We start from the raw sequence: 23,554 nt of genomic DNA, 5'->3' as shown, positions 1-23,554 counted from the left end.
ATCACATGCTGCTCAGTATTATCACCGTCGCCTTTCGCAATCTGGAAGGGATCGTCAAAACTCACGCATCACTGGCACATCTGGCGCAGGCGAATGATATCAGTTTTGAGTGGATTGTTGTTGATGGCGGCTCTTCTGATGGTACGTCATCCTTTCTTGAAGGACTTAGCGCAGAGCACCGGTTACGGTTTGTCAGCGAGCCGGATAAGGGCATCTATGATGCGATGAACAAAGGTATCGCTATGGCGCGCGGGCGGTTTGCGCTGTTCCTCAACTCCGGGGATATTCTGCATGCGGATTCGGCTTGTTTTATCCGTCAGCTGAAAACGCAAAGCGATAAAACTATGGTTATTGGTGATGCGTTGTTGGATTTCGGCAATGGCAACAAAATTAAGCGGCGAGCCAAGCCGGGTTGGTATATTTATCACAGCCTGCCCGCCAGCCATCAGGCCATCTTCTTTCCGCTCTCTGGACTGAATGTCTGGCGCTATGATTTGCAATATAAAATATCGTCCGATTACGCATTAGCTGCCCGATTATACAAATCCGGTTATGCTTTTAAAAAACTGAGCGGGCTGGTGTCAGAGTTTTCCATGGGTGGCGTGTCAACGACGAATAATCTGGAATTGTGCCGGGATGCCAAAAAGGTACAGCGCCAGATATTACATATGCCAGGTTTTTGGACCGGATTGTCAGAATATTTACGTCTGCGCACAACCGGTAAAACAAAAGCTTTATATGGAAAAACGTAAGGGCAAATTATGCAGGATTTAAGCGGATTTAAAGTGCCTGCTGGTTTTCGTGGTGGTGGCGCCATTAAAGTCCAATTATGGTGGGCAGTGCAAGCAACATTGTTTCGCTGGTCACCGCAGGTCATGTACCGCTGGCGCGCATTTTTATTACGCATGTTTGGCGCGAAAATAGGAAAAAACGTAGTTATTCGACCTTCAGTAAAAATTACTTATCCGTGGAAATTGACCCTGGGAGATTATGCCTGGGTGGGTGATGACGCGGTTTTATATACGTTGGGTGATATTACTATTGGTGCTCACGCGGTTATTTCGCAAAAAAGTTATTTATGCACCGGGAGTCATGATTATGCCAGTCAATATTTTGATATTAACGCCACACCGATAGTGGTTGGTGATAAATGCTGGTTGGCGACAGATGTCTTTGTCGCGCCTGGCGTGACCATTGGCGATGGCACCGTCGTCGGAGCACGAAGCAGCGTTTTTAAATCGCTGCCAGCAAATGTCGTTTGTCGGGGAAATCCCGCAGTAGTCACGCGCAAACGCGTCGAAAAAGTTACTCCCTGAGGGGATCATTTAAGAGGTAATAACATGTCAAAAGTCGCTCTCATTACTGGCGTAACCGGGCAGGATGGTTCTTACCTGGCAGAATTTCTGCTGGAAAAAGGGTATGAAGTACACGGCATTAAGCGCCGCGCTTCATCATTTAACACCGAACGTGTGGACCACATTTACCAGGATCCGCATTCGGGTAATCCCAAATTTCATCTGCACTATGGCGATTTGACGGACTCCTCCAACCTGACCCGTATTCTACAAGAGGTCCAGCCGGATGAGGTCTATAACCTGGGCGCCATGAGTCATGTCGCAGTGTCGTTTGATTCACCGGAATATACCGCCGATGTCGATGCGATCGGCACCTTACGTTTGCTGGAAGCTATCCGTTTCCTCGGCCTGGAAAAGAAAACGCGTTTTTATCAGGCTTCCACCTCTGAACTGTACGGCCTGGTACAGGAAATTCCGCAGAAAGAGACTACGCCGTTCTACCCGCGCTCGCCGTATGCCGTTGCTAAGCTGTATGCGTATTGGATAACCGTCAACTACCGTGAATCTTACGGTATGTATGCCTGTAACGGCATTCTGTTTAACCACGAATCTCCGCGCCGCGGCGAAACCTTTGTTACTCGCAAAATTACCCGAGCGATCGCCAACATCGCTCAGGGGCTCGAGTCTTGCCTGTATCTGGGCAACATGGATTCACTGCGCGACTGGGGCCATGCCAAAGATTACGTCAGGATGCAGTGGATGATGCTGCAGCAGGATAAACCGGAAGATTTCGTGATTGCCACCGGCGTGCAGTATTCCGTGCGCCAGTTTGTGGAAATGGCGGCCGCTCAGTTGGGAATTAAATTGCGCTTTGAAGGCGAGGGCGTGAATGAAAAAGGCATTGTGGTTTCCGTAACCGGACACGATGCGCCAGGGGTAAAACCTGGAGATGTCATGATTGCCGTCGACCCGCGTTATTTCCGTCCGGCTGAAGTGGAAACGCTGCTGGGCGATCCGGCTAAAGCACATGAAAAACTGGGCTGGAAGCCGGAAATTACGCTGCGCCAGATGATCTCGGAAATGGTTGCCAACGATCTTGATGCGGCGAAGAAACATTCCCTGCTGAAGTCGCACGGTTACGAGGTCGCTATCGCGCTGGAGTACTGAGGATGAAGACACAACGTATTTTTGTGGCGGGCCATCGCGGTATGGTGGGGGCCGCCATCGTCAGACAACTGTCTCAGCGAAATAATATAGAGCTGGTGCTGCGTACCCGCGAGCAACTTAACCTGCTGGACGCCAGCGCAGTGCAGGCGTTCTTTGCCACTGAACGCATTGACCAGGTTTATCTGGCGGCGGCAAAAGTGGGCGGGATTGTGGCGAATAATACTTATCCTGCTGATTTTATTTATGAAAACATGATAATTGAGAGCAACATTATTCATGCTGCGCATTTGCATAACGTGAATAAACTGTTGTTCCTCGGGTCATCCTGTATTTATCCAAAGCAAGCCACCCAGCCAATCGCTGAGAGTGAATTGTTGCAGGGGCAACTTGAGCCGACCAATGAGCCGTATGCGATTGCCAAAATTGCCGGTATCAAGCTGTGCGAATCATATAACCGGCAGTATGGCCGGGATTATCGCTCAGTGATGCCGACCAATCTGTACGGACCGCATGACAACTTCCATCCGAGTAATTCGCATGTGATCCCGGCGCTGCTGCGCCGCTTTCATGAAGCTCGCGAGCAAAATACGTCGGATGTGGTGGTGTGGGGTAGCGGTACGCCGATGCGCGAATTTCTGCATGTCGACGACATGGCGGCGGCCAGTATTCATGTGATGGAGCTGGCTCAGGAAGTCTGGCAGGAATATACCCAACCAATGCTGTCGCATATCAACGTGGGTACTGGCGTTGATTGCACCATCCGTGAACTGGCCCAGACCATCGCGCAGGTCGTGGGTTACAAGGGGCGAGTGGTGTTCGACGCCAGCAAACCGGACGGCACGCCGCGCAAATTGCTCGACGTCACGCGGTTGCATCAGTTGGGTTGGTATCACGAGATATCCCTGGAAGCGGGGCTTGCCAGTACATATCAGTGGTTCCTTGAAAACCAGCAGCACTACCGGGGGTAAGTATGTTTTTACGTCATGAGGATTTTGCCACCGTTGTCCGTTCAACCCCGCTGATTTCCATCGATTTAATCGTGGAAAACGCCGACGGCGAATTTCTGCTCGGTAAACGTCTCAATCGTCCGGCGCAGGGGTACTGGTTCGTGCCCGGCGGTCGGGTGCAAAAAGATGAATCGCTGCGCGTGGCCTTTGAGCGGCTTACTGAAGCTGAGCTGGGGTTACGTTTACCGCTGTCCGCTGCGGAGTTTTACGGTGTCTGGCAGCATTTCTATGACGACAACTTTTCCGGGGAGGATTTCTCAACGCATTACATCGTGCTGGGATTTCGTCTACGGGTGTCGGAAAACGACCTGCACCTGCCTGACGTTCAACATGATGCGTACCGCTGGCTGGCAGCTGCACAGATTCTGGCCAGTGACCACGTGCACGACAACAGCCGGGCTTACTTCTGTGAAACGGCCCAGACCGGAGTACCCGGTCTATGAAGATCCTCGTGTATGGCATCAACTATTCACCGGAGTTGACCGGTATCGGCAAATACACCGGTGAAATGGTGCAGTGGATGGCGCAACAGGGGCATGACGTTCGGGTGATCACCGCGCCGCCTTATTATCCGCAGTGGAAGGTCAACGGTCGCTATTCATCCTGGCGTTACCGTCGTGAAGAGGGTGACGCCATTGTCTGGCGTTGTCCGCTGTATGTGCCTGAGCAACCCTCTACGCTCAAACGGCTGCTGCATTTGGGCAGTTTTGCCCTGAGCAGTTTTTTCCCGCTGCTGGCGCAACGTCGCTGGAAGCCGGACCGCATTATCGGCGTGGTGCCGACGCTGTTTTGTACGCCGGGCATGCGTCTGCTGGCAAAACTTTGTGGCGCGCGCACGTTGTTGCACGTTCAGGATTACGAAGTCGATGCCATGTTGGGACTTGGGATGGCGGGCACAGGCAAGCGCGGTATGGTGGCAAAACTGGCCAGCGCCTTTGAGCGCAGTGGACTGTTGAATATGGACCATATTTCGACCATCTCCCGGACCATGATGCACAAAGCCATGGAAAAAGGCGTTGCGCCGCACAAAGTTATTTTCTTTCCAAACTGGTCGGAAGTGACACGTTTTCGCGACGTGAACGATACCGATGCCCTGGCGTTGCGTCAGCAACTGGGCTTGCCTGTCTCCCAAAAGATCGTTCTTTACTCGGGCAATATCGGTGAAAAGCAGGGGCTGGAGAGCGTGGTTGACGCGGCTGTCCTGTTGAGCGAACAGCCCTGGCTATTTGTGATTGTCGGGCAGGGCGGTGGTAAAGCGCGGCTGGAGAGTATGGTCAGCGAACGCGGTCTGAACAATGTGATGTTCTTTCCACTGCAATCTTATGACGCGCTGCCGGCATTGCTCAAGATGGCGGATTGTCATCTGGTGGTACAAAAGCGCGGTGCGGCGGATGCCGTACTGCCCTCCAAACTGACCAATATCCTCGCCGTTGGCGGTAACGCGGTCATTACCGCCGAGCCTGAAACCGAGTTGGGTCAGCTTTGTGACACTTATCCTGGCATTGCGGTGTGTGTGGAGCCGGAGTCGGTTAACGCGTTGGCCTGCGGTATTCAACGGGCGCTGATGATGCCAAAAGTGAACACGATGGCACGTGATTATGCCGAACGCACGCTGGATAAAGAAAACGTGCTGAGTCAATTTATTGCTGATATTCGGGGTACATGATGAGTCAAAGCAAACTCTTTCCGGTAGTGATGGCCGGTGGCTCGGGTAGCCGTTTATGGCCATTGTCCCGCGTGCTGTATCCAAAGCAGTTCCTGTGTCTGAAAGGCGATCTCACCATGCTGCAGACAACGATCTGCCGTCTGAACGGCGTGGAGTGCGAAAGCCCGGTGGTTATCTGTAATGAACAACACCGTTTCATTGTAGCGGAACAGCTACGGCAACTGCACAAGCTGACTGAGAACATTATTCTCGAACCTGCCGGGCGTAACACGGCTCCGGCGATAGCGCTGGCCGCGCTGGCGGCAAAACGTCAAAGTCCGGGTGAAGATCCGCTGCTGCTGGTACTGGCAGCCGATCACATGATTGCTGACGAAGAGGCATTTCGCGAGGCGGTTCGTAATGCGATGCCCTATGCCAGTGCGGGTAAGCTGGTGACGTTTGGTATCGTGCCAGACCAGCCGGAGACCGGCTACGGCTATATCCGTCGTGGTGAGGTTTCACCGACGAATACCGACGCCGTGGCTTTTGAAGTGGCGCAGTTTGTTGAAAAGCCCAATCTGGAAACCGCGCAGGCTTACGTGGCGAGCGGCGACTACTACTGGAACAGCGGCATGTTTTTATTCCGCGCCGGGCGTTATCTGGAAGAACTGAAAAAATATCGTCCCGATATTCTTGAGGCCTGCGAAAACGCCATGAGTACGGTTGACCCCGATCTCGATTTTATCCGCGTTGATGAACAGGCGTTTCTCGCCTGCCCGGAAGAGTCTGTGGACTATGCGGTTATGGAACGTACGGCCGATGCGGTGGTGATGCCAATGAACGCAGGCTGGAGCGATGTTGGCTCCTGGTCATCATTGTGGGAAATCAGCGCCCATACCGCTGAAGGTAATGTGCATCACGGCGACGTCATTAGCCATAAAACGGAGAACAGCTATGTGTATGCCGAATCTGGCCTGGTGACGACCGTCGGGGTGAAAGATCTGGTGGTGGTGCAGACCAAAGACGCAGTGCTGATAGCCGATCGCAACGCGGTGCAGGACGTTAAAAAAGTGGTAGAGCAAATTAAAGCTGACGGACGTCATGAGCACCATATTCACCGTGAAGTTTATCGCCCATGGGGCAAGTACGATTCTATTGATGCCGGAGACCGTTATCAGGTGAAGCGAATTACCGTCAAACCCGGTGAGGGATTGTCCATGCAGATGCATCATCACCGGGCTGAACACTGGGTTGTGGTGGCTGGTACCGCGAAGGTGACGATTAATGATGATATCAAGCTGCTCGCTGAAAACGAGTCTGTCTATATTCCGCTGGGCGCGACCCATTGTCTGGAGAACCCTGGGAAAATCCCACTCGATCTGATTGAGGTGCGCTCCGGATCTTATCTCGATGAGGATGATGTCGTGCGGTTTGCGGACAGATACGGGCGCGCTTAACACAACATCCTCGTTGCCGGATGGCGGCGTGTACGCCTTATCCGGCCTACAAACGAACGGTTAGTCATTTTTTGAAAAATATCTCCAGTCAGGAGAGGGCTAACTGTTGCCTGAAGAAGGGTAAATCATGACGAAATTAACCTGTTTCAAAGCCTATGACATTCGCGGCAGGCTGGGCGAAGAACTAAATGAAGAGATTGCGTGGCGTATTGGCCGCGCTTACGGCGAGTTCCTGAAGCCAAAAACGATTGTTCTGGGTGGCGACGTGCGCCTGACCAGCGAGACGCTAAAGCTGGCGCTGGCAAAAGGGCTGCAGGATGCGGGGGTGGATGTGCTGGATATTGGTATGTCGGGCACCGAAGAGATTTACTTCGCCACCTTTCATCTGGGCATTGACGGCGGTATTGAAGTGACCGCCAGCCATAATCCACTGAATTACAACGGCATGAAGCTGGTGCGGGAAGGGGCGCGCCCCATCAGCGGTGATACCGGTCTGCGCGACGTGCAGCGCCTGGCGGAAGTCAACGACTTCCCGCCGGTCGATGAGGCAAAACGTGGCCGCTACCAGCGTATTACTACCCGCGATGCCTACATCGACCACCTGTTAGGGTACATCAATCCCGGCAACCTGAAACCGATGAAGCTGGTGCTCAATTCCGGCAACGGCACGGCAGGTCCGGTGATTGACGCCATTGAAGCCCGTTTTAAGGCGCTGGGCGCACCGGTCGAATTTATCAAAATCCACAATACGCCGGATGGCAACTTCCCCAACGGTATTCCCAATCCTCTGCTGCCGGAATGTCGGGCTGACACGCGCAATGCGGTGATTAAACACGGCGCAGATATGGGGATTGCCTTCGATGGGGATTTTGATCGTTGCTTCCTGTTCGATGAAAAAGGTCAGTTTATTGAGGGCTACTACATTGTCGGCCTGCTGGCGGAAGCGTTTCTGGAGAAGAACCCGGGGGCGAAAATTATCCACGACCCGCGCCTGTCCTGGAATACCGTGGATGTGGTGACGGCGGCAGGCGGTAAACCAGTGATGTCAAAAACCGGGCACGCGTTTATCAAAGAGCGCATGCGTCATGAAGATGCCATTTATGGCGGTGAAATGAGTGCGCATCACTATTTCCGCGACTTTGCTTACTGCGACAGCGGCATGATCCCGTGGCTGCTGGTGGCGGAGTTGCTGTGTCTGAAAGGACAGTCGCTGGGCGAACTGGTCCGCGACCGGATGGTGGCCTATCCGGCGAGTGGAGAAATAAACAGTACGCTGGCAGAGCCGGCGGCAGCGATTGCGCGCGTGGAGCAGCATTTTTCCCGTGAGGCGTTGACGGTGGACAGAACGGACGGTATCAGCATGTCGTTTGTCGACTGGCGCTTCAATTTACGCTCTTCCAATACTGAACCGGTGGTGCGTCTGAACGTGGAATCGCGCGGAGATATTCCGTTGATGGAAGCGCGAACGCGCACTCTTCTGGCGTTACTGAATCAGTAATGCCGGTGCTTCCTTTGCCCGATTACGGGCAAAGGGTGACTAACAGGAACCACGATGACACATCTAAAAAAGCGCGAACGCGCCAAAACCAATGCGTCGTTAATTTCGATGGTGCAACGCTTTTCAGATATCACCATCATGTTTGGCGGATTGTGGGTAGTCTGCGAATTAAGCGGTTTGCCTTTCCTGTATATGCACCTGCTGGTGGCGCTGATCACACTGGTTGTTTTTCAGATGCTCGGGGGCATAACAGATTTTTATCGCTCCTGGCGTGGCGTCAAAATTTCAACTGAGCTGGTGCTGTTGTTGCAAAACTGGACGTTGAGTCTGATTTTTTGCGCAGGTCTGATCGCCTTTAATAACGATTTCGATAACCGTCTCGCCGTCTGGTTGGCGTGGTATCTGTTATCTAGCGTTGGCCTGGTGTTGAGTCGTTCGTTTATTCGCTACGGCGCGGGGTGGCTGCGTAATCGTGGTTACAACACTCGCCGGGTGGCGGTGGCTGGCGACATGCCTGCCGGACAACTGTTGCTGGACAGTTTTCGCCATGAACCGTGGCTGGGATTTGAAGTAGCGGGTGTCTATCACGACCCCATCCCTGGAAAAAACTCTCGCGACTGGGCCGGTAATCTGCAGCAACTGGTGGATGACGCCAAATCCTCGCGTATTCATAACGTTTATATCGCCATGTCGATGAGCGATGGCGCCAGCGTAAAAAAACTGGTGCGCGATCTGGCCGACACCACCTGTTCGGTACTCCTCATTCCCGATGTCTTTACCTTCAATATCCTGCATTCACGGATTGAAGAGATGAACGGCGTTCCGGTGGTGCCGCTGTATGACACGCCGCTCTCGGGGATTAATCGCCTGTTAAAGCGTGCGGAAGATATCGTGCTGGCTTCACTGATCCTGCTGCTTATTTCCCCGGTGCTGTGTGGCATAGCGCTGCTGGTAAAACTGACCTCCAAAGGACCGGTGATTTTCCGCCAGACTCGCTATGGCATGGACGGAAAACCAATCAAAGTCTGGAAGTTTCGCTCAATGAAAGTGATGGAAAACGACGCGGTGGTGACGCAGGCGACGCAAAACGATCCGCGCGTAACTCCTGTGGGAAATTTCCTGCGCCGGACGTCGCTCGATGAACTGCCGCAGTTTATTAACGTGCTGACCGGGGGAATGTCTATCGTCGGGCCACGTCCGCATGCGGTGGCGCATAACGAGCAGTACCGCCAGTTGATTGAGGGGTACATGTTACGCCATAAGGTGAAACCGGGGATTACCGGCTGGGCGCAAATCAACGGCTGGCGTGGTGAAACCGATACGCTGGAAAAAATGGAAAAACGTGTGGAGTTTGACCTCGAATACATTCGCGAGTGGAGCGTGTGGTTCGATATCAAAATTGTTTTTCTGACAGTATTCAAAGGCTTTGTTAACAAAGCGGCGTACTAACATGAGCTTACGAGAAAAAACGCTTAACGGCGCTAAGTGGTCGGCGATTGCCACGGTGATCATTATTGGACTCGGACTTATTCAGATGACCGTCCTGGCGCGGATTATTGATAACCACCAGTTCGGGTTGTTAACCGTGTCGCTGGTGATCATTGCGCTGGCCGATACGTTGTCTGACTTTGGTATCGCCAACTCAATTATTCAGCGTAAAGAAATTGGCTATCTTGAACTGACCACGCTGTACTGGCTCAACGTTGGGCTGGGTATCGCGGTATGCGTGGCGATGTTTCTGTTGAGCGAGACGATTGCCCGTGTGCTCAATAACCCCGAACTTGCGCCGCTCATCAAAACCTTATCGCTGGCGTTTGTAGTGATACCGCACGGGCAGCAGTTTCGTGCGTTGATGCAAAAAGAGCTGGCCTTTAACAAAATCGGCATGATCGAAACCAGTTCGGTGCTGGCTGGTTTTATCTTTACCGTGGTCAGCGCCCATTTCTGGCCGCTCGCGCTGACCGCCATTCTTGGGTATCTGGTAAACAGTACGCTACGTACGCTGCTGTTCGGCTATTTTGGCCGTCGGATTTACCGCCCGGGGCTGCATTTTTCGCTGGCATCCGTTTCGTCGAATCTGCGTTTTGGCGCATGGCTGACGGCAGATAGCATCATCAATTACATCAATACCAATCTTTCCACGCTGGTTTTAGCCAGAACGTTGGGAGCTGGTGTGGCGGGGGGATTCAATCTGGCCTGGAACGTGGCGGTTGTCCCCCCGATCAAACTGAACCCGATTATTACCCGCGTCCTGTTTCCGGCTTTCGCCAAAATCCAGGACGACAGTGAAAAGCTAAAGGTGAATTTTTACAAACTGCTATCGGTGGTCGGGATTATCAACTTCCCGGCGCTGCTGGGATTAATGGTGGTGTCGAACAACGTAGTGCCTTTGGTGTTTGGCGAGAAGTGGAACGGCATTATTCCCGTCTTGCAACTGCTGTGCATCGTGGGTCTGCTGCGCTCGGTGGGGAATCCAATAGGATCGCTTTTGATGGCGAAAGCGCGGGTTGATATCAGTTTCAAGTTTAATGTGTTCAAAACCTTTCTGTTTATTCCAGCCATTTTTATCGGTGGTCATCTTGCCGGGGCGATTGGCGTGACGCTGGGCTTTTTGCTGGTTCAGGTGATTAACACGATCCTCAGCTATTTCGTGATGATCAAGCCTGTTCTTGGCCCCAGCTACCGCCAGTACATGCTCAGTCTATGGTTGCCGTTGTATCTCTCTTTACCCACCCTTGTGGTGAGCTATGCGCTGGGCTTAACGCTGCGCAGCCACCTGCCATTAGGCGCGTTGCTGGGGATGCAGATTGTGGCAGGTGCGCTGGTATTTGCGGTGATGATTGTGCTGTCGCGCCATCCGCTGGTGGTGGAAATAAAACGCCAGCTTTGTCGCAGTGAAAAAATGAAAACCTTGCTTCGTGCAGGATGAATTGTGCTTGTTGCATGCCGGAGGGCGACAGCCGCCCTCCGGCAATGATTAGAAGAGGTCAGAATGAAATTACTAATTTTAGGCAACCATACCTGTGGGAACCGTGGGGATAGCGCGATTCTGCGCGGTTTGCTGGATGCCATTACCGCCTTGCGTCCCGAGACTGAAGTGGATGTGATGAGCCGTTACCCGGTGAGCTCCTCATGGTTGCTGAACCGCCCGGTGATGGGCGATCCGCTGTATTCGCAGATGAAGCAGCACAATAACGCAGCGGGCGTCATGGGGCGCGTGAAGAAAGTGCTGCGTCGTCGCTATCAGCACCAGGTACTGCTCTCGCGCGTCACTGATTCCGGTAATCTGCGCAATATCGCTATCGCCCAGGGATTTACCGATTTTGTTCGTCTGCTGTCGCGCTACGACGCCATTATCCAGGTCGGCGGATCGTTTTTTGTTGATCTGTATGGCGTACCGCAGTTTGAACATGCCCTGTGTTCGTTTATGGCAAAAAAACCGCTGTACATGATTGGCCACAGCGTGGGGCCATTCCAGGATGAGCAGTTTAACCAACTGGCTAATTACGTATTTGGACACTGTAATGCGCTGATTTTGCGTGAGTCCGTCAGTCTGGAACTGATGAAGCGCAGTGCAATAAACACGGATAAAGTCGAAACCGGGGTGGATACCGCCTGGCTGGTAGATAACCATCATGAGGATTATGAACCCGGTTATGCCGTCCAGCATTGGTTAAAAATGGCGGCTAAACAGAAGACGGTTGCCATAACGTTGCGTGAGTTGGCTCCTTTTGATAAACGCCTGGGGACAACGCAGCAGGCCTATGAGCAAGCCTTTGCCGGAGTGGTGAATCGCATCCTCGATGAAGGTTACCAGGTGATTGCACTGTCAACCTGCACCGGTATTGATAGTTACAACAAAGATGATCGCATGGTGGCGTTAAACCTGCGCCAGTATGTTAACGACCCGGCCCGGTATCACGTGGTGATGGATGAACTCAACGATCTGGAAATGGGGAAAATTTTGGCTGCCTGCGATCTGACGGTGGGGACTCGCTTGCACTCTGCCATCATCTCAATGAATTTTATGACGCCAGCCATCGCCATTAACTACGAGCATAAATCGGCAGGGATTATGCAACAGTTGGGGTTACCAGAGATGGCCGTCGATATTCGCCATCTGCTCGATGGTAGTCTGGAAGGGAAGGTCGCCGATGCTCTCGGACAGCTACCTGAGCTGCGCATACGTCTCGGCGACGCGGTTACGCGTGAGCGCGAACGCGGGGTGAGCATGGTGCAGTCGGTTTTATCGCGTATTGAGGGGGAAAAATGAAGATTGGCTTTTTCCTGCTTAAATTTCCGCTCTCCTCTGAGACCTTTATCCTCAATCAGATTACCGCATTTATCGATATGGGCTACGACGTGGAGATTGTCGCGTTGCAGAAGGGCGATCTTGAAAATACCCATGCTTCATTTAATACCTACCGTCTGGGTGAAAAAACGCGCTGGTTACTGAATGAACCACAGAGCAAGCTGGCGAAGCTGAAGTATAGAGCGGCGGCGACGCTGCACGGGATTACCCGCGCAGCCACCTGGAAAGCGCTTAATGTGGCACGCTATGGCGATGAGGCGCGCAATCTGATTTTAGCGGCCATTTGTGGTGGGAATCCACGGGCGTTTGAGGCGGATGTCTTTATCGCTCATTTTGGACCTGCAGGCGTAACGGCCGCCAAACTGCGTGAGCTTGGGGTGATCCGCGGAAAAATCGCCACGGTATTTCACGGCGTTGATGTTTCGCATCGGGATGTGCTTGCTCACTATACCCCTGAATATCAGCAGCTGTTTCAACGTGGAGATTTGATGTTACCCATCAGTAATCTCTGGGCTGGACGTTTAAAAAACATGGGGTGCCCGCCGCAAAAAATCGCGGTTTCCCGTATGGGTATCGACATGACACGTTTTACGCCTCGTCAACTGAAAGCCCCAGCCGCACCGCTGGAGATTATCTCTGTCGCCCGGTTAACCGAGAAAAAAGGACTGCATGTCGCCATCGAAGCCTGTCGGCAGTTGAAAGAGCAGGGCGTCTTATTTCGCTACCGCATTCTTGGCATTGGTCCCTGGGAGCGTCGTTTGCGTACGCTTATCGAGCAATTTCAGCTTGATGATGTGATTGAGATGCCCGGCTTTAAACCCAGTCATCAGGTAAAGGAGATGCTTGAGCAGGCGGATGTATTTTTGCTGCCGTCGATCACCGGAAGGGATGGCGATATGGAGGGTATCCCAGTGGCGCTGATGGAGGCGATGGCAGTGGGGATCCCGGTCATTTCTACCGTCCACAGTGGGATCCCGGAGCTTGTCGAGTCGGGTAAATCTGGCTGGCTGGCACCGGAAAATGACGCGCAGGCTCTGGCAGAGAGATTAGCGGCATTTAGCCTACTCGATAGTGAGCAGGTGCAACCGATTGTGCAGTGCGCGCGCGAAAAAATTGAAAAAGAATTTAATCAATTAGCGATCAATAAACAGTTAGCCAGTCTGCTACAAACGATGTAAATCGAGGTTGTATGTCAGAGAACAAACTCTCACGCCGTACTTTTCTGACGGCAGGCTCTGCGCTTGCCGTGCTGCATTTTCCCGTTGTGCGGGCGCTTGAATCACCGGTCAGCGTCAACATTCAGGATTACAACCCAAAGGATTGGGTCGCTTCTTTCCGGCAGGCGTTCAAAGAAGGACAAACTGTAGTCGTGCCAAAAGGACTGGAATGTAAGGATCTTAATACCGCTATCGTTATTCCCCCTGGCAAAACACTATCCGTGCAAGGTCGAGTAAGCGGTAATGGCCGTGGCCGCTTTGTTCTGCAGGATGGATGTAAGGTGTTGGGCGAGCAGGGCGGGAACCTGAGGAATGTTACCCTGGATGTACGGGGATCGGACTGTGTGATAAAAGGGATTACCATGAGTGGTTTCGGCCCGGTGACGCAAATCTATATCGGCGGAAAAACCTCAAGGCTGATGCGCAATCTGACTATCGATGATATTACCGTCACACGCGCTAACTACGGGATCCTGCGACAGGGTTTTCATAACCGTATGGATGGTGTGAAGATTACCCACTGCCGTTTTAGCGATCTTCAGGGCGATGCCATTGAGTGGAATGTGGCGATTAACGACAGCAACATCCTCATTTCTGACCACGTCATCGAACGTATCAACTGTACCAACGGCAATGTGAACTGGGGCATAGGCATCGGGCTGGCGGGCAGTACCTATGACAATACCTATCCCGATGAGCTGGCGATAAAAAACTTTGTCGTGGCGAACATCACTGGTACCGACTGTCGACAGTTAGTCCATGTGGAGAACGGCAAGCATTTTATCATTCGTAATATTACCGCGCGAAATATCACCCCGAATTACAGTAAGAAAGCGGGCATCGATAATGCGACGGTCGCTATTTATGGATGTGATAATTTCGTCATTGATAATATCAATATGGAAAATAGCGCGGGTATGCTCATTGGTTATGGTGTGATCAAAGGGCGATATTTATCCATTCCACAAAACTTTAAGTTGAATAATATCCATCTCGATAACACCAAACTTGAATACAAATTACGCGGCATTCAGATCTCATCGGGTAATGCAACATCATTCGTGGCCATTACCAACGTGGAGATGAAGCGCGCCACGCTTGAGTTGCACAACCAACCACAGCATCTTTTCTTGCGTAACATCAGGGTGATGCAGCAATCTGTAACAGGACCCGCGCTTAAGATGCACTTCGATCTCCGTAAGGATGTACGCGGCAAGTTTATGGCTAAACAGGACACATTACTCTCACTGGAAAATGTCCATGCGGTAAACGAAACGGGACAAAGTTCAGTTGACATTGACCGCATAAACCATCAGGTGGTGAATGTTGAAGCGGTGAATTTTCGACTGCCAGGGAAGGGGGGGTAACTTTGCGACCATTCCTGGCTAAAGTTGCACCTCCCTGGGATTAAGATTACTGCATTCCGCAGTTAAGCGGCGTAACATACGCTGCATCGGAGTAATGTAATTCATACTGGCTAAAACAAGCTAAAAAGCTATAATTCAGCAACAATTGAATAGGTGAATGACTTAATGATTAATTTGAAAGCAGTTATTCCGGTAGCAGGTCTGGGGATGCACATGTTGCCTGCCACGAAGGCAATCCCTAAAGAGATGCTGCCGATCGTAGACAAGCCGATGATTCAATACATTGTCGACGAAATTGTAGCTGCAGGTATCAAAGAAATCGTTCTGGTAACTCATGCGTCTAAGAACGCGGTTGAGAACCACTTCGACACCTCTTACGAACTCGAATCGTTGCTTGAGCAGCGTGTTAAGCGCCAGCTTTTAGCCGAGGTGCAGTCTATTTGTCCCCCTGGCGTGACTATTATGAACGTTCGTCAGGCTCAGTTGCTGGGCTTAGGTCATTCCATTCTTTGCGCTCGCCCAATTGTTGGGGATAACCCGTTTGTCGTCGTATTACCGGACGTCGTTCTGGATACCGCGAGTGCAGATCCTCTGCGCTACAACCTGGCTGCCATGGTTGCTCGTTTTAATGAAACCGGGCGTAGTCAGGTGCTGGCAAAACGTATGGAAGGCGATCTGTCAGAATACTCGGTTATTCAGACCAAAGAGCCTTTGGATAACGAAGGCAAAGTGAGCCGGATCGTTGAATTTATTGAAAAGCCGGATCAACCGCAGACGCTGGATTCCGATCTGATGGCAGTAGGGCGTTATGTGCTGTCTGCTGATATTTGGGCCGAATTAGAGCATACCCAACCTGGCGCATGGGGACGTATTCAACTGACTGATGCCATTGCAGAGCTGGCTAAAAAACAGTCTGTTGATGCCATGCTGATGACAGGCGATAGCTACGACTGCGGTAAAAAAATGGGTTATATGCAGGCATTCGTTAAGTACGGACTGCGTAACCTGAAGGAAGGGCCAAAGTTCCGTAAGAGCATTGAGAAGTTGCTCGGGGAATAATCAAGACAACAGATTATTTATATTGGTAATACTTCATATTAAATGGCAGGGGAAGTCTCTTGATGCTATCGGTAGACAGCATGACTCTACTGCCTTTTTTATGATAAAAATCAAGCAGTAAAAAAATCAATGTTCTACCTTTTCTTGTAGCAAAAATCGATTTTTCCTTGTTTCTTAGTGAGATTAATACGACAATATTTGGAATGTTCTGGGGCTAAATGTGTCAAAATGTAATCGATAATTGACAGGTTGAGCCCCGCAAAAATTGGAGTGTACAGTAGACTGGTAGCTGTTGAGCCAGGGGCGGTAGCGTGTCTGAACAAATTAACATTTCGGTGTTAAAATAAGATAACGTTATGTTAAAGGCTAATTTACAAAATATATAAGATCAAATAATTGAACACGTAATTAGCATAAAAGATTAATACAATTTCGGAGACTTCATGACTATACTTGTGACAGGTGGCGCTGGTTATATTGGTTCACATACCGTTTTACAATTAATTGAGGGCGGGTATGATGTGGTTGTGCTTGATAACCTGAGTAATTCATCCCAAGAGTCACTTCATCGCGTTGGGTCTTTGGTTTCGAAAAATATTCCATTCATTAAAGCTGATATCAACGATAAACAAAAGCTTGAAGAAGTTTTTAAAAACTACGATATTGATGCAGTGATTCATTTTGCAGGATTAAAATCTGTTGGTGAATCAGTAAAGAAACCACTGGAATATTACATTAATAATGTCAGTGGAACCCTCACTCTGCTTGAAGTTATGAAGCAAGCAAATGTTTACAAATTCATTTTTAGTTCGTCTGCGACTGTTTATGGTAATCATTCTCCAGTTCCCAACCTGGAGGAATATCCTATTGGAAATGCTTCATGCCCCTATGGAACTACTAAAGTCATGCTGGAGCAGATTTTATCAGACTATGCGAAATCTGATGATAAATTAAAAATTATTGCTCTGCGTTATTTTAATCCTACAGGTGCACATCCTAGTGGCCTTATTGGGGAAGATCCGAACGGCATTCCAAACAATCTTGTTCCTTATATTTCTCAAGTTGCTATTGGCAAATTGGAAAAACTGTCCGTTTATGGTGGCGATTATGAAACTATTGATGGAACAGGAGTACGCGACTTTATCCATGTAGTAGATCTTGCAGCAGGCCATGTTAGTGCTTTAAGGTATATCGATAAATTGCAAGGATATGACATTTTTAATCTTGGTACCGGCACTGGTGTCTCAGTTTTACAAGTAATTGATGCCTTTGAAAAAGCAAGTAACCAGAAAGTTAATTATGAAATTGTCGCCAGACGTGAGGGCGATATAGGATCTTCTTGGGCTGATGTATCTAAAGCAGAAAGGATTTTAGGCTGGAAATCCAGGTACAATATTGAAGATATGATGGTCCATACCTGGAATTGGCAAAAACAAAACCCTAATGGCTATGGAAGCTAGTACCAATCTATTTAATATTATAATGGCGTATCAATGAATTTATTTTTCATAGTCGATAAGTTGGATTGGGCATTCGGTAGAATAGCCCAAAATATAGCAACAGAATTAAGCGGTTTTAATGTAAAAATAGTTTGCACCGATGATTTTAAAACTGTGGCAGACTTTGTTATATACCTGGATAAAAACGTAAAAGAAAAGAGTATTTTACACTTCTTTTGGCGTGATTATCTCATGGAAGTGATGAACTTCACTCAGCGGAATCCCCAATATAAAGAAATTTTGATCAGCAATATTGTTACAACGCATATTCCTGATCATCTTTTTACTTATGATGATATTGCAAACTATGAGAGAAGAATTCCTCTTATGAATTTTGTGGATGGGTATTTTGTTACATCCGGAAAATTGAAAGAGCTATATTCTGAACTGTCTGATTTTCCGCCTCCTCATAGTGTTATCTATGATAATCCAGAAATTCCAATGAGCGAGGTAAAAAGTTATGATAATCGTGACAGAAAAAAACTCGTATGGATTGGCAATAGTAAATGGGGGGAATACCTCGGTTACCAGGATTATAAAGGCCTGAATACAATAGTATTGCCGGCTCTAGATAAATTAAAAAAATCTGGATATACATTTGATTATATTGAGTTTGACAGTTCTAAGGGTAAGACCGATCGTGAGGTAATTCTTAAAACACTTTCTGATGCAGATATTCTACTGATTAGTTCGGAATGTGAAGGTACACCATTGCCACTTCTTGAAGCAATGGCAAACAGTTGTGCTGTTGTGTCGACAGATGTTGGCATAGCCAATGAAGTATTACCTGAAAAGCAGCTACAGTATATTGTGTCTCGAGATGCAGAGGCATTTTATGATTCATTGAAAGGTCTTCTTGACGATCAACGTGGTCTTGAAGAATTACAAAGAATGAATTATTTAGCATATCGCCAGCAATTTGTAGATGGTGGCCTTATAGCTGACAAATGGGCATTGTTCTTCAAAGATATGTGTTCAAAATCGCAAAATGAATTTAAGAATATATTCCTTCGCGAGCAGAAGGCTCCATCATTTAAAGAACGATTGATATCAAAAGCTATTTATAATCTAAGCAGACTAGCTCTTCGTTTGAATTTGATGAATACGCTAAAACAATACAACCTGCTACGAAAAATATATTATAAGGTTGCAGGAACAACCACAAATCAAGTTGATTATGATTTGTTGGATGAGTTTTATAGTAATGCAATAGCAGATAAAGAAGTATTAGCATTTTACTCTGCATATTGGTCTGGTGTTGCCACATCAACTGCTAGTTTCTTTAAAGATGATAGTATCCAATATCCATATTATTCATATGAGTTCCCACAGGTTTCTACTCATGTCTATCTAAACAGGTTGGCAGAAAAACTTGCTGTATCTAAAACACTAAAAAGTGTGATCATGAGCGGTGGAACACAATTACAAATGGAACTTGCCAAAAAAATTAAGGCATTAAGTCCGAAAATAAAAATATTTTTTGCATGGCATGGTTCACCTGCTCAGTGGGTTGACTCCTCGCAATATTCAACGTTTGATGGATGGTATGAACTTTACCGAGAGCGAATTGTTGATGGGGTCATCTCGTTTAAGCCTGAGCTAGATGAAACACTCAATGCTTACGGTATTCGTGCATTCTCAGTATCGAATTATGTTGTATCAGGCACTTCGTTTTCTAAAAAATTAGCTGCACCTGATTCTGCCAATTTCCGCGTAGGTTTGTTCGCTGCAATGTTCAGTTGGTATAAAAATCCATTTCCTCAGTTACTAGCAATTGGTTCATTAAAAGGATGTGAGCTAGTTACAAACCTGCATCTTGAAAATAATATGAAGTGGGTTACTTCAAATATTAAACTTACGGCCTTATCAGAGAATTTAAATAATAAGCGGTTTATCGAACTGCTATCTCGTTTACATGTTGTGTGCTATGTAACGAATACGGAATGTTCGCCAATGATAGCGTTGGAATCTGCAAGTGTCGGAACGCCATGCGTTGTGGGGCCAGCCGGAAACATATATAAAGGTTTTCCTGAGTTAGAATTGTATTTGGTTGAAAAAGAGGTTGATAATCCAACTGCAATCAGGAATCGGTTACAATTAGTTCGTGATAATTACGGGGAAATTAAAGTTTTGCTTAACGCATTTGTTTTGGAATACAACTCCCGGTTAGAATTAATTAAAGAAAAGATGTATAAAGAGCTGAAGCAATGAAAGAATCACTAACAGATATATATTCGTCAATAAAATCTTGGCATCTTTGGACTACATTAGGTTGGTTGGAATTAAGACAGAGATATAAAAGATCCATTGTTGGACCGTTTTGGATTACATTAAGTATGGCGGTCCTTATTATTGCCTTAGGGGTGATTTATGGAGAGCTATTTAAACTAGAAGTTAAAGAATATCTCCCGATGCTAGCAGTTGGTTTGGTTTTCTGGAACTTTATTAGTGGCGTTATAAATGAAGGATGTGTTACTTTCATATCGTCTAGCTCTTTTATAAGTCAATTACCAACTAAAAAATTCATATATATTATGCAAATGTTATGGCGAAATTTTATGATGCTTTGCCATAATATAGTAATAGTTATTGGTGTATTGATTATATTCAACGTTTTTTCGTTAAGGAATTTTCCTCTTTTTATACTTGGTTTTATGATCGTAGTTGTTAACTTGATCTGGATTGCGACTTTGTTCGCGGTGATTTCTGTACGTTTTAGAGATTTTCCGCAAATGGTCATGAGCTTTATGCAGGTTGTCTTTTACATAACTCCGATATTATTTTCTGGAACAATGCTGGCTAAATATAGCTTACTGCTGAAGTTAAATCCATTTGCCTGGTTTATTGAGATTATTCGTTCGCCTTTAGTGGGCAAAATGCCAGAGCTATACTGCTATTATAATTCCATTATCCTTGCATGCGTAGGAACAGTTATCTCCCTAATTACATTTGCAAAATGTAGAAACCGCATTGCATATTGGGTGTAAATTATTATGTCTCATTTGATTGACTTGAAAGATGTGGGTGTTGAATTTCCCATTTACGACGCTAAAAGTAGATCGTTTAAATCGCAGGTGGCAAATTTAACCCGTGGTGTAATTTCTTCAAAAAAAGAAAGCAGCACAGTTACGGTTAAATCATTGGACGGTTTGACGTTTAGTCTGAAAGAAGGTGATAAACTCGGACTTATTGGAAACAATGGTGCGGGAAAATCTACGCTACTGAAACTCTTGGCTGGTATTTATGAACCAACATCCGGCACAATTAAACGAAAGGGTAAGATAGTTCCTCTGTTGGACATCGCTCTAGGGATGGATGATGATTCCACAGGATACCAAAATATAAAGCTACGTGGTTTATTACTAGGTATGACGAATGCAGAAATCGAATCCAAAATAGAAGAGATCGCTTGTTTCACTGAACTAGGTGATTATCTGAATCTACCAATTCGTGTCTACTCTACCGGCATGCGCGTGAGATTAGCATTTGCAGTATCAACTTCAGTTGATCCAGATGTACTTCTACTCGACGAAATTATTGGTACTGGCGATGCTTCCTTCTTAAATAAAGCAAAGAAAAGATTCGAGGAATTACAGGAGAGGGCAAAGGTAGTTGTGTTGTCTTCGCATGACAATAATGTCATTCTGAAAACTTGTAATAAAGTCCTGTGGCTAGAGGGCGGTAAACCAAAGATGATTGGAGATCCGGAAGAAGTACTAAATAAATATATGGATAGTGTGATTTAAAAAAACAGGTGGTATGAGTGAAAATTGATTATGTCATTACAGGCATGAATGTCGGAGGCGCGGAAATGCAGGTAGTTGAACTGCTTCTCGAGCTTAAAAGGTGTGGGCATTCTGTTCGGTTAATTTCGCTTACACCACCAGTTGATTTGATCGATAGGCTAATTAGAAATAACATCCCAGTTGTTTCATTGGGGATGAAGTCCAAATTAGCTTTACCATTTGCAGCATTTAAATTAGCCAGGTTGATGAGACAGAATTCTCCAGATATTGTGCATTCGCATATGTTTCATGCCAATATCCTGGTACGTCTTGTGAGAGTATTTTTGGCGGATAGTACATCTATTATTTGTACTGCGCACAGCGTTCGTGAAGGTGGCAGTACCAGAGACTGGCTTTATCGTTTAACTAATAAATTCAGTGACTTGAATACAGTCGTAAGCGATGCGGCACGGCAGCGGTTTATTAACGACAAAGTATTTCCATCAGAGAAAACACTTACTGTTTATAATTGTATCAATATTGATCATTTTCGTATCATTGATAGACAGAGCAGGAAACGATTTCGCTGGATAACCGTTGGGCGGCTTGTAAAAGTAAAAAATCAACTGCTGATTTTGCAAGCGATGATGAAGTTGCCACATAGTGAACTCATCATAATTGGAGAAGGCGAGGAACGACTCTCATTACAAACATTTATCGATCACAATTCTCTAAGCGAACGAGTTACTCTCTTGGGGAAAAAAGATAATGTTGTTGATTATTATCATGATTCCGATGCTTTTGTGCTGGCCTCAGACTATGAAGGATTTGCACTCGTCGTTGCCGAAGCTATGGCATGCGGATTGCCAGTTGTCGCAACAAACTGTGGTGGGCCGGCAGAAATTATTGGAAATGGACAGGATTTTGGCATAACAATTTCGGTTAATGATGTACATCACTTAACCGCTGCGATGCAACAAATTGAATCATTAGATGTTGAACAGCGTAGAGGAAGTGGCTATCGTGCTCGGGAAAGAGTCATTGAGAAATTTTCTGCTAAAAAAATCGTATCTCAATGGGAAGATATCTACCTGCGCATACAGAAAAACAGAATCTAGAACTCACCTATGAAAATAGCATTAATCGGTACTACAGCAGAAAGTCTAATCCAATTCAGAAAAGAACTGATTAATTTATTACATAAAAATGGCCATGTTGTGTATGCGTTTGCAATTGACTATGATGATGTAACAAAAGAAAAAGTTAAATCATTTGGTGCTATACCAGTACATTACCATTTCAGTCGAACAGGGCTAAATCCATTTTCTGATATTATCAATACCTATAAATTATATAAGATTCTAAAATCACTTAAGTTGGACCTGGCATTTTCATATTTTTCAAAGCCAGCCATTTTTGCTACTTTAGCAGCAAAATTTGCAAGAATACAAAAGCGTTATGCGATGCTTGAAGGGCTTGGTTTTTTCTTTACCAATTCTGGAGGGCAGGTTTCATTACGGACTAAATTACTGAAAAAAATATTAGTATCGCTTTACAAATTAAGCTTCAGACATATTGAAAGTCTCATCTTGCTTAATGCGGATGATAAGCGAGACCTTTTAGTTAATGAAAAAATTCAAGTCAAAAAGGTTCATATATTAGGGGGTATTGGATTAAATATGTCTGATTATCCCTACTGCCCACCCCCTGTTGATCCAGTGTCTTTCATTTTTGTCGCTAGATTTTTACAAGAAAAGGGAGTTTATGAATTTATTGAGGCTGCAAAAGTAGTCAAAAAGAAATTTCCTGAAACTCATTTTTGCATGCTGGGTCATCTGGATCTCCATAATCCGGGGAGCTTAACTATAGAGCGGCTTAATGATTTGAAGTGTAATAACATCATTGAGTTACCTGGCCACGTTGATAACGTGCAGGAGTGGCTTGCTAAAGCGAGTGTATTTGTATTGCCTTCCTGGCGTGAAGGGTTTCCGAGGAGTACACAGGAGGCGATGGCAATGGGACGCGCCGTCATAACCAGCGATGTGCCAGGCTGCCGAGATACCGTGGTTGATGGTGTTAATGGATTCTTGATTAAGCCACGTTCTTCTCATGCTTTAGCGGAAAAAATGCTTTGTTTTTTACATCAACCTGAACTAATTACCCAAATGGGGAATGCAAGTCACCAAATAGCTTTACAACAATTTGACTCATATATAGTTAATTCAAAGCTTATGAAAATACTGCGCGTAGATTATGAAAATACAAAATCTAATGACTGTTAAATCATATAAAAAACTTTATAAAAA

The 23,554-nt window shown here is 47.2% G+C and carries 20 protein-coding genes; all 20 read left to right on the top strand.

Translation table 11 applies throughout. The features are described from left to right. The first annotated feature begins 5 nt into the window (after positions 1–5). On the top strand, positions 6–752 hold the full coding sequence (gene wcaE / locus LA337_14710; GenBank protein UBI14435.1) for a colanic acid biosynthesis glycosyltransferase WcaE: 747 nt from the start codon (positions 6–8) through the stop codon (positions 750–752). A gap of 9 nt (positions 753–761) precedes the next feature. Continuing rightward, positions 762–1,316 carry a colanic acid biosynthesis acetyltransferase WcaF gene (wcaF, locus tag LA337_14705; GenBank protein ID UBI14434.1) on the top strand — a complete coding sequence of 185 codons (555 nt, stop codon included), beginning with the start codon at positions 762–764 and terminating at the stop codon, positions 1,314–1,316. A 24-nt stretch (positions 1,317–1,340) separates the two neighbouring features. Next, on the top strand, positions 1,341–2,462 hold the full coding sequence (gene gmd, locus LA337_14700; GenBank protein UBI14433.1) for a GDP-mannose 4,6-dehydratase: 1,122 nt from the start codon (positions 1,341–1,343) through the stop codon (positions 2,460–2,462). Positions 2,463–2,464: 2 nt separating this feature from the next. Further along, a complete protein-coding gene (locus tag LA337_14695) occupies positions 2,465–3,430 on the top strand; it encodes a GDP-L-fucose synthase (GenBank protein ID UBI14432.1) in 966 nt (321 codons plus the stop codon). A 2-nt stretch (positions 3,431–3,432) separates the two neighbouring features. Then, positions 3,433–3,912: a GDP-mannose mannosyl hydrolase gene (locus LA337_14690; GenBank protein ID UBI14431.1), complete on the top strand. Its 480-nt coding sequence runs from the start codon at positions 3,433–3,435 to the stop codon at positions 3,910–3,912. After that, positions 3,909–5,135: a colanic acid biosynthesis fucosyltransferase WcaI gene (wcaI, locus tag LA337_14685; GenBank protein ID UBI14430.1), complete on the top strand. Its 1,227-nt coding sequence runs from the start codon at positions 3,909–3,911 to the stop codon at positions 5,133–5,135. Before LA337_14690 ends, wcaI begins: the two co-directional genes overlap by 4 nt. Continuing rightward, complete coding sequence (cpsB, locus tag LA337_14680; protein UBI18478.1) at positions 5,135–6,571, top strand: mannose-1-phosphate guanyltransferase; 1,437 nt, start codon at positions 5,135–5,137, stop codon at positions 6,569–6,571. The genes wcaI and cpsB overlap by 1 nt, the downstream gene beginning before the upstream one ends. Positions 6,572–6,698: 127 nt before the next feature. Continuing rightward, entirely contained in the window at positions 6,699–8,069 is a 1,371-nt protein-coding gene (gene cpsG, locus LA337_14675; protein UBI14429.1) for a colanic acid biosynthesis phosphomannomutase CpsG, read from the top strand. Positions 8,070–8,123: 54 nt separating this feature from the next. Then, positions 8,124–9,518, top strand: coding sequence for an undecaprenyl-phosphate glucose phosphotransferase (wcaJ, locus tag LA337_14670; protein ID UBI14428.1), 1,395 nt, complete (start codon positions 8,124–8,126; stop codon positions 9,516–9,518). Position 9,519: 1 nt separating this feature from the next. Then, positions 9,520–10,998, top strand: a complete 1,479-nt coding sequence (wzxC, locus tag LA337_14665; protein ID UBI14427.1) for a colanic acid undecaprenyl disphosphate flippase WzxC — start codon at positions 9,520–9,522, stop codon at positions 10,996–10,998. Between the two features lie 63 nt (positions 10,999–11,061). Beyond that, positions 11,062–12,342: a colanic acid biosynthesis pyruvyl transferase WcaK gene (gene wcaK, locus LA337_14660; GenBank protein ID UBI14426.1), complete on the top strand. Its 1,281-nt coding sequence runs from the start codon at positions 11,062–11,064 to the stop codon at positions 12,340–12,342. Beyond that, positions 12,339–13,559, top strand: a complete 1,221-nt coding sequence (wcaL, locus tag LA337_14655; protein ID UBI14425.1) for a colanic acid biosynthesis glycosyltransferase WcaL — start codon at positions 12,339–12,341, stop codon at positions 13,557–13,559. Before wcaK ends, wcaL begins: the two co-directional genes overlap by 4 nt. 11 nt (positions 13,560–13,570) lie before the next feature. Next, positions 13,571–14,965: a colanic acid biosynthesis protein WcaM gene (gene wcaM / locus LA337_14650; protein ID UBI14424.1), complete on the top strand. Its 1,395-nt coding sequence runs from the start codon at positions 13,571–13,573 to the stop codon at positions 14,963–14,965. A 165-nt stretch (positions 14,966–15,130) separates the two neighbouring features. Then, complete coding sequence (galF, locus tag LA337_14645; protein UBI14423.1) at positions 15,131–16,024, top strand: GalU regulator GalF; 894 nt, start codon at positions 15,131–15,133, stop codon at positions 16,022–16,024. 443 nt (positions 16,025–16,467) lie between these two features. Further along, positions 16,468–17,484 (top strand): UDP-glucose 4-epimerase GalE, encoded by a 1,017-nt coding sequence (galE, locus tag LA337_14640; GenBank protein ID UBI14422.1) that lies wholly within the window; start codon positions 16,468–16,470, stop codon positions 17,482–17,484. A gap of 33 nt (positions 17,485–17,517) precedes the next feature. Further along, positions 17,518–19,734: a glycosyltransferase gene (locus LA337_14635; protein ID UBI14421.1), complete on the top strand. Its 2,217-nt coding sequence runs from the start codon at positions 17,518–17,520 to the stop codon at positions 19,732–19,734. Beyond that, the gene (wzm, locus tag LA337_14630; GenBank protein UBI14420.1) at positions 19,731–20,510 is read left to right on the top strand and encodes an O89/O101/O162 family O-antigen export ABC transporter permease subunit; all 780 of its coding nucleotides are present in this window, start codon (positions 19,731–19,733) and stop codon (positions 20,508–20,510) included. Before LA337_14635 ends, wzm begins: the two co-directional genes overlap by 4 nt. A 6-nt stretch (positions 20,511–20,516) precedes the next feature. Further along, complete coding sequence (wzt, locus tag LA337_14625; GenBank protein ID UBI14419.1) at positions 20,517–21,269, top strand: O89/O101/O162 family O-antigen export ABC transporter ATP-binding subunit; 753 nt, start codon at positions 20,517–20,519, stop codon at positions 21,267–21,269. Between the two features lie 17 nt (positions 21,270–21,286). After that, a complete protein-coding gene (locus tag LA337_14620; protein ID UBI14418.1) occupies positions 21,287–22,366 on the top strand; it encodes a glycosyltransferase in 1,080 nt (359 codons plus the stop codon). A 9-nt stretch (positions 22,367–22,375) separates the two neighbouring features. Further along, positions 22,376–23,530 carry a glycosyltransferase family 4 protein gene (locus LA337_14615; GenBank protein ID UBI14417.1) on the top strand — a complete coding sequence of 385 codons (1,155 nt, stop codon included), beginning with the start codon at positions 22,376–22,378 and terminating at the stop codon, positions 23,528–23,530. Positions 23,531–23,554: the final 24 nt, after the last annotated feature.

It is taken from the genome of Citrobacter europaeus, assembly GCA_020099315.1.
Classification (GTDB): domain Bacteria; phylum Pseudomonadota; class Gammaproteobacteria; order Enterobacterales; family Enterobacteriaceae; genus Citrobacter; species Citrobacter europaeus.
Note: the sequence above shows the minus strand (reverse complement) of the source record. Positions and strands in the feature narration are given on the sequence as shown.